This is a genomic window from Catenibacterium sp. CAG:290 (assembly GCF_000437715.1).
GTDB lineage: Bacteria > Bacillota_I > Bacilli_A > Erysipelotrichales > Coprobacillaceae > Catenibacterium > Catenibacterium mitsuoka_A.
Genome location: NZ_FR898757.1, coordinates 1 through 5805, shown reverse-complemented (window position 1 = coordinate 5805; position 5805 = coordinate 1). Strand labels below are relative to the sequence as shown.

General features: G+C 33.9%; 7 protein-coding genes. 6 read left to right on the top strand and 1 reads right to left on the bottom strand.

The annotated features are described in order from the left end of the window. Positions 1 to 31: 31 nt before the first annotated feature. The 6 genes from QVO42_RS00110 to QVO42_RS00085 all read left to right on the top strand — a co-directional run bounded on the left by QVO42_RS00110 (position 32) and on the right by QVO42_RS00085 (position 4569). A complete protein-coding gene (locus QVO42_RS00110) occupies positions 32 to 1777 on the top strand; it encodes a M3 family oligoendopeptidase (protein WP_022424168.1) in 1746 nt (581 codons plus the stop codon). Then, entirely contained in the window at positions 1770 to 2372 is a 603-nt protein-coding gene (locus QVO42_RS00105) for a PTS sugar transporter subunit IIB (RefSeq protein WP_022424167.1), read from the top strand. The genes QVO42_RS00110 and QVO42_RS00105 overlap by 8 nt, the downstream gene beginning before the upstream one ends. Beyond that, on the top strand, positions 2365 to 2940 hold the full coding sequence (locus tag QVO42_RS00100) for a sugar O-acetyltransferase (RefSeq protein ID WP_022424166.1): 576 nt from the start codon (positions 2365 to 2367) through the stop codon (positions 2938 to 2940). The genes QVO42_RS00105 and QVO42_RS00100 overlap by 8 nt, the downstream gene beginning before the upstream one ends. After that, positions 2937 to 3509 (top strand): phosphatase PAP2 family protein, encoded by a 573-nt coding sequence (locus QVO42_RS00095; protein WP_022424165.1) that lies wholly within the window; start codon positions 2937 to 2939, stop codon positions 3507 to 3509. The genes QVO42_RS00100 and QVO42_RS00095 overlap by 4 nt, the downstream gene beginning before the upstream one ends. Then, positions 3506 to 4303: an MBL fold metallo-hydrolase gene (locus tag QVO42_RS00090; protein ID WP_022424164.1), complete on the top strand. Its 798-nt coding sequence runs from the start codon at positions 3506 to 3508 to the stop codon at positions 4301 to 4303. Before QVO42_RS00095 ends, QVO42_RS00090 begins: the two co-directional genes overlap by 4 nt. A 119-nt stretch (positions 4304 to 4422) precedes the next feature. After that, on the top strand, positions 4423 to 4569 hold the full coding sequence (locus QVO42_RS00085; protein ID WP_022424163.1) for a hypothetical protein: 147 nt from the start codon (positions 4423 to 4425) through the stop codon (positions 4567 to 4569). Positions 4570 to 4585: 16 nt separating this feature from the next. Here the strand turns inward: QVO42_RS00085 and QVO42_RS00080 are convergent, their stop codons facing one another. Further along, a complete protein-coding gene (locus QVO42_RS00080; protein WP_022424162.1) occupies positions 4586 to 5680 on the bottom strand; it encodes a glycerol dehydrogenase in 1095 nt (364 codons plus the stop codon). Between the last annotated feature and the right edge of the window lie 125 nt (positions 5681 to 5805).

Sequence of the window (5805 nt, the reverse complement as noted above, 5' to 3'; positions counted from 1 at the left end):
GCAACGAAGGCGCGGGGAAATGGAGGAAATAATGAACGAATGGAATCTTGATGCCCTATATACGTCATTTCAAGACAAAAAATTTCAAGAAGATTTAAACACGCTTAAGGATTTAAATAAGAACTATTCCACTTATAGAAGCGAGAAAACAGAAGCGGCATTACATAAAATAATAGAGACAAAAATAGAAATTGAAAAGAGAGTAGAAAGGCTGCATTTTTTTATACAGCTTTCTTTATCAGCTCATACAGATGATGCCCAAGCAGCACGTTATCTTGATCAATTAAATAATATAACTGCCTCAATGATAGGAGAAGATATTAAGAATAATGCTTATATTGCTGAGTTTGATCTATATAGTTGTCAGGATCCTTTTATCAAGGAACATGCTTATATTCTTCATGAAATTAAAAATAAACAGAAGTATGTATTAGATGAAAAAGAAGAATCTATTATAGCTCATATGAAAAATACAGGTTCTTATGCCTGGATGAAGCATAAGGATGCGGTTGTGTCTTCTATTAAAGTGAATATAGATGGATATGATTATCCTTTGACTAAAGTACTGAACATGGCTCATAGTCCAGATAAGCAGACAAGAATGAAAGCTTATTTCGCAGAACTAGAAGCCTATAAACCATATGAAGAAACGATTGCGACATGTTTAAGTGGAATCAAGGGAGAAGTACTCTATACAAGTAAACTGAGAGGATATAAATCACCATTAGAAGAATCATGTATCAAATCACGATTAAAGATGGAGACTCTTAATACATTACTTTCTGTTATGAAAAAGAATATGCCAGAAATAAGAGAATACCTTAAGATTAAGGCAGATTATCTAGGCTATCAGAACGGCTTACCTTGGTTTGAACTTTATGCGCCTGTCGTTGAAGATGATGAAGACTATTCATTTGAGAAAGGTTCTCAATTTGTCGTGGATCAGTTCTACACATTCTCAAAACATTTAGGTGATTTTGCGACTCATGCAATTAAGAATCATTGGGCTGATGTCTATCCAAGAGAAAATAAAGTCGGTGGTGCATTCTGTGAAAATATTAGAAGTTTAAAACAAAGTCGTTTCTTATTCAACTATGGAAATCATTTTTCTGATGTGATTACTGTAGCCCATGAATTTGGTCATGGTTTCCATGGAAGATGTTTAGGCAATCAAACAATATTGAATACCCATTATCCAATGCCTATTGGAGAAACAGCCTCTAACTTCTGTGAAACAATAGTAGGAAAAGGTGCATTAAAATCAGCAACACCTACTCAAAAGATTGTGATATTAGAGAATACATTAAGTAATGCAACACAGGTGATCTGTGATATTTATTCTCGTTTCTTATTTGAAAGCCGCTTCTTTGAAGCAAGAAAACAAGGACCGGTGAGTGCGGAAGAAACAAAGAAAATCATGCTTCAAGCACAGATAGAAGCGTATGGTGATGGATTAGATCATAATTATCTCCATCCATATATGTGGACATGGAAACCTCATTATTATGATTCAGACTATTCATTCTATAACTACCCATACGCCTTTGGTTCATTACTTGCGAAAGGACTTTATGCACGTTATCAAAAAAAACCTGAACACTTTCCAGAGGATTATGAAACATTCCTTTCGGTTACAGGTAAGATGGATTTAGAAGATATTGCGAAAACACTTGATATAGATCTCACAGATGAATCATTCTGGCAGAGTTCTATTGATATCATCAAAGAAGATATTGATACATTTAAAACACTTCTAGAGGAATACAAACATGATTGATACGTTCTATCAAAAAGAAAATCTAGAAGTTTATAAACGTTATCTCTATTTCCAGTTAAAAGATGATTCTCGTTTTCAAACACAATTTAATGAAAATGAGTATCACATTACTTATCAATCACGCACAGCATCTATTCACTTTCATGATATAGGTATGATAGAAGAAAAAATCATCAGCGATGATAAGCAGATCTTCTATCTTCACTTCCCATTAACGACATTTCCTATTGCCTTAGAACTTTATCAATGTATGATTAATAAACTCATAGAAGAAAAAGTAGAACCGATGAAGGTGGTATTATGCTGTAGTGGAGGAATGACATCAGGATTCTTTAAGGAAAAGATGCAGAACTATATTTTAAAAAACAACCTCCCATTGATCATAGAAGGGGCAGCAGTTCATACTGTGGAAAAGAAGTGTCTCTATTATGATGTTATATTATTAGCACCACAAATGGGTTATAAGAAAGAAGAGATAGAAACATTGACACATAAACATGTAGGTGTGATTGATCCTCAGGTCTTTGCGACATATGACTGCGGTGCATTATACAAACAAATTCAATTTTACTATAGGAGGATGAAACATGAATGATACAAAAAGCGATATGATTTCAGGCGAACTCTATCAGCCATTTTCAAAAGAACTCTATAATGATCGTCTTTATTGTAAGAGTCTCTGTCATGAGTTAAACAATCTTTCACCGCTAAAAAGAGATGATATCAATCTTATACTAGATAAACTATTAAATGAATGGAATGAAGCTTTTATTGAACAGCCTTTTCATTGTACATATGGCTATAATATCTCTTTAGGGAAGAACTTCTATTCTAAAGATAATCTCTTTATTGATGATAGTGGAATAGTGTCTATTAGTGATAATGTGACTATTGGATATAATGTCACAATACTCACATCAGTTACACCAACAAGTAGCCAGGAGCGTGCAAAAGGATTAGAAAGTACACTCCCAGTACGTATTTATGAAGGAGTATGCATTGGATCCAATACAGTGATTTATCCAGGTGTAAAGATCAATAGAGAATCTATTATTGAACCAGGATCAGTTGTAAAGGATGATATTCCACCATTTGTGATTGCAGGAGGCAATCCATGTCGTGTAATTAGCGCAATTGATGATAAGGACTTGATGAGAAAATGAGAGAATTAGGACAATTATATGACTATACACTCCTTCATTTCCTTCATCATCTTGCTGTAAGTACTAATGGTGCACTTACACCATTCTTTCGCTTTATCTCTTATTTTGGTGATAAAGGAATTTTCTTTATCGCTTTATCCTTGGTACTCATTTATTTTAAAAAGACAAGAAAACTCGGTATATGTATCCTCATTAGTCTTGCGATAGGCGCTATCTTTACAAGTCTCTTTTTAAAGAATGCGATAGGACGTCATCGTCCTTATTTATCCGGTGTAGACGAATACTATAACTGGTGGAAGTATGTAGGAGGCTTACAATATAAAGAATTCTCATTTCCTTCAGGACATACTACAGCCACTATGGCAGTTATGATGTGTATATTCTTAACATGTAATAAGAAATACAGCTGGTTAGTTTTTATCTTTGTCGCATTAATGGGACTAAGTCGTAATTATTTCATGGTGCACTATCCAACAGATATTCTAGGTGGTATTATGGTTGGTGGCATATCTGGTCTTATTTCATATTTGATATGTTATAAGAGTAAATTATTGGGAGGAAGAACATGAAACTAACAATGTTAGGCACGGGGAATGCCTTAGTCACTAAGATTTATAACACATGTTTCGTCTTAGAAGACAACCATCAATACTTTATGGTTGATGCAGGAGGAGGAAACCAAATCCTAACTCAGCTAAAAAATGCAGGATATGACTGGAAGGATATGAAGCATATCTTCTTGACTCATAAGCATATTGACCATCTATTAGGAATGGTCTGGATGATGCGTATGATTACACAGTTCATGAATGCAGGTAAATATGAAGGTGATGCTTATATCTATGGTCATGATGAAGTTATTCATATTTTAAAGGATATGGCTGATACACTTCTTGTACCAAAACAGAGTGCATTAATTGGAAAAAGACTTCACTTAGTAGAAGTGAAGGATCAAGAAGTTAAAGAAATTATGGGACATCCAGTCACTTTCTTTGATATCCATTCAACTAAAGCCAAACAGTTTGGTTTCATGGTGGAATATGATGGTAAGAAACTCACATGTTGTGGTGATGAACCTTATTGTGAAGAAGAGAAAGTCTATGCAGAAAATGCGGATGTACTCTTGCATGAAGCATTCTGTTTATATGAAGAAAGAGACTTCAGACATCCTTATGAAAAGCATCATTCAACAGTGAAAGATGCCTGTGAACTTGCGCAAAAACTTCATATTAAAAATCTTGTACTCTATCATACAGAAGATGATCATGTAGACAATCGTAAAGAACTCTACAAGGCAGAAGGTGTACACTATTATACAGGCAATATATTTGTTCCTGATGATTTAGAAGTAATAGAATTTTAGAGCTATCATTTGATAGCTTTTTATATTAAATTTTTTTAAAAAAAGTGCGATATATATGTTAATTAACAAGTAGTATATAATATAAATAGATATAAAACTTGAAAGAAAGGATGATGATTATGAGTAAAAAGAAACGCGTCATTTCAGAAGAAAAGACAAAAGAACTTCAAAAAGATTGGCAAGGCTATGGCGCGATGACAGTGGCATATAGTCTTGTAGTTATCATTATCGTTCTTATTGCGATTATCGCAAAATTGTATTTCTAATAGAAAAGCCTCTGGATTATTTTCCAGAGGTTTTCCATTTCTGTCCATATTGATCTGCTTTGATAATAGCTTTTAATAAATTCTTTGAAGTCACTTCAAAAGGCATATTTAATGTCGTAGATCCTTCTTTAACTGCTTCTAAGCATACATGTAGTAATGATTCTTCATCTACTTCTTTCATCCCTAAATCAGAAAGTGTAGTAGGTAACTCTAATGCTTCTAAGAACTCATAATAGCTCTTTAATGTATCCTTAGGAGTATTCTCTAATACCAATTGTACAAGTGTACAAAAAGCCACTTTTTCACCATGCATCTTACTCTTTGTTTCAGGAATAAGAGTGAACGCATTATGCAGGCCATGACCTACAGCTTCTCCACCAGATTCAAAACCTATACCACTTAAATAAATATTAGCTTCTATCACATTCTCTAGTGCTTCTGTGACTTTATGTTGCTTACAATCTTCTACAGCCTGCAATCCATAAGAATAGACAATATCAAAACAAGCCTTAGATATCGCTAGAGCACTTCTTGTCACCTGACTATGAAGACAATTCTCACTATGACTCACATAACAAGCCTTTGCTTCAAAATAAGTACTAAATGCATCACCAATACCTGCTCTCAGTAATCTTACTGGGGCATTCGCAATGACCTGTGTATCCACAATCACTTGATCTGGACTCTTAGGTAAATATAAATAATGATCAAACGTATGATCATCATGATAAATTACTGATAAAGAAGAACATGGGGCATCCGTACTTGCTGCAGTAGGTATAACGACAATAGGCTTTTTCGTATAATAACCACATGCTTTAGTCGTATCTAATACCTTACCTCCACCGACACCGACAATCACTTCGCCATTCGTTTCTTCTACAATATGTCGTATTCTTTCAATCTCACTCATACTACATTCATTTTGAAATAGTACAACAGTCATTTCCTGTTCATGTAAGCTTTCCTCTATCTGAGGAATAAACATCTCTTTCAAGTTTTCACTTGTAATAACGACTATTCTTTTATAATCTTTTAAATCATCACCAAGACATTTTAATTCATCTTTTCCCTGTCTATATCTTGTTGGTGCACCAATCATCTTGCTCATATTATCACTCTCCTATACCTATTATAGAACATAAAAAAACATTGAGGAGAATTTTCTCCTCAATGTTTACATATCGCAAAGACCTTTGTCTTCTCCGTATACTGAATACCAATCATTATTGAAAT

What these genes read in the sequence shown, in the direction of transcription:
- QVO42_RS00110 (WP_022424168.1), top strand. Translation starts at nt 32, where the DNA reads ATGAACGAATGGAATCTTGATGCCCTATATACGTCATTTCAAGACAAA.
- QVO42_RS00105 (WP_022424167.1), top strand. Translation starts at nt 1,770, where the DNA reads ATGATTGATACGTTCTATCAAAAAGAAAATCTAGAAGTTTATAAACGT.
- QVO42_RS00100 (WP_022424166.1), top strand. Translation starts at nt 2,365, where the DNA reads ATGAATGATACAAAAAGCGATATGATTTCAGGCGAACTCTATCAGCCA.
- QVO42_RS00095 (WP_022424165.1), top strand. Translation starts at nt 2,937, where the DNA reads ATGAGAGAATTAGGACAATTATATGACTATACACTCCTTCATTTCCTT.
- QVO42_RS00090 (WP_022424164.1), top strand. Translation starts at nt 3,506, where the DNA reads ATGAAACTAACAATGTTAGGCACGGGGAATGCCTTAGTCACTAAGATT.
- QVO42_RS00085 (WP_022424163.1), top strand. Translation starts at nt 4,423, where the DNA reads ATGAGTAAAAAGAAACGCGTCATTTCAGAAGAAAAGACAAAAGAACTT.
- QVO42_RS00080 (WP_022424162.1), bottom strand. Translation starts at nt 5,680, where the DNA reads ATGAGCAAGATGATTGGTGCACCAACAAGATATAGACAGGGAAAAGAT.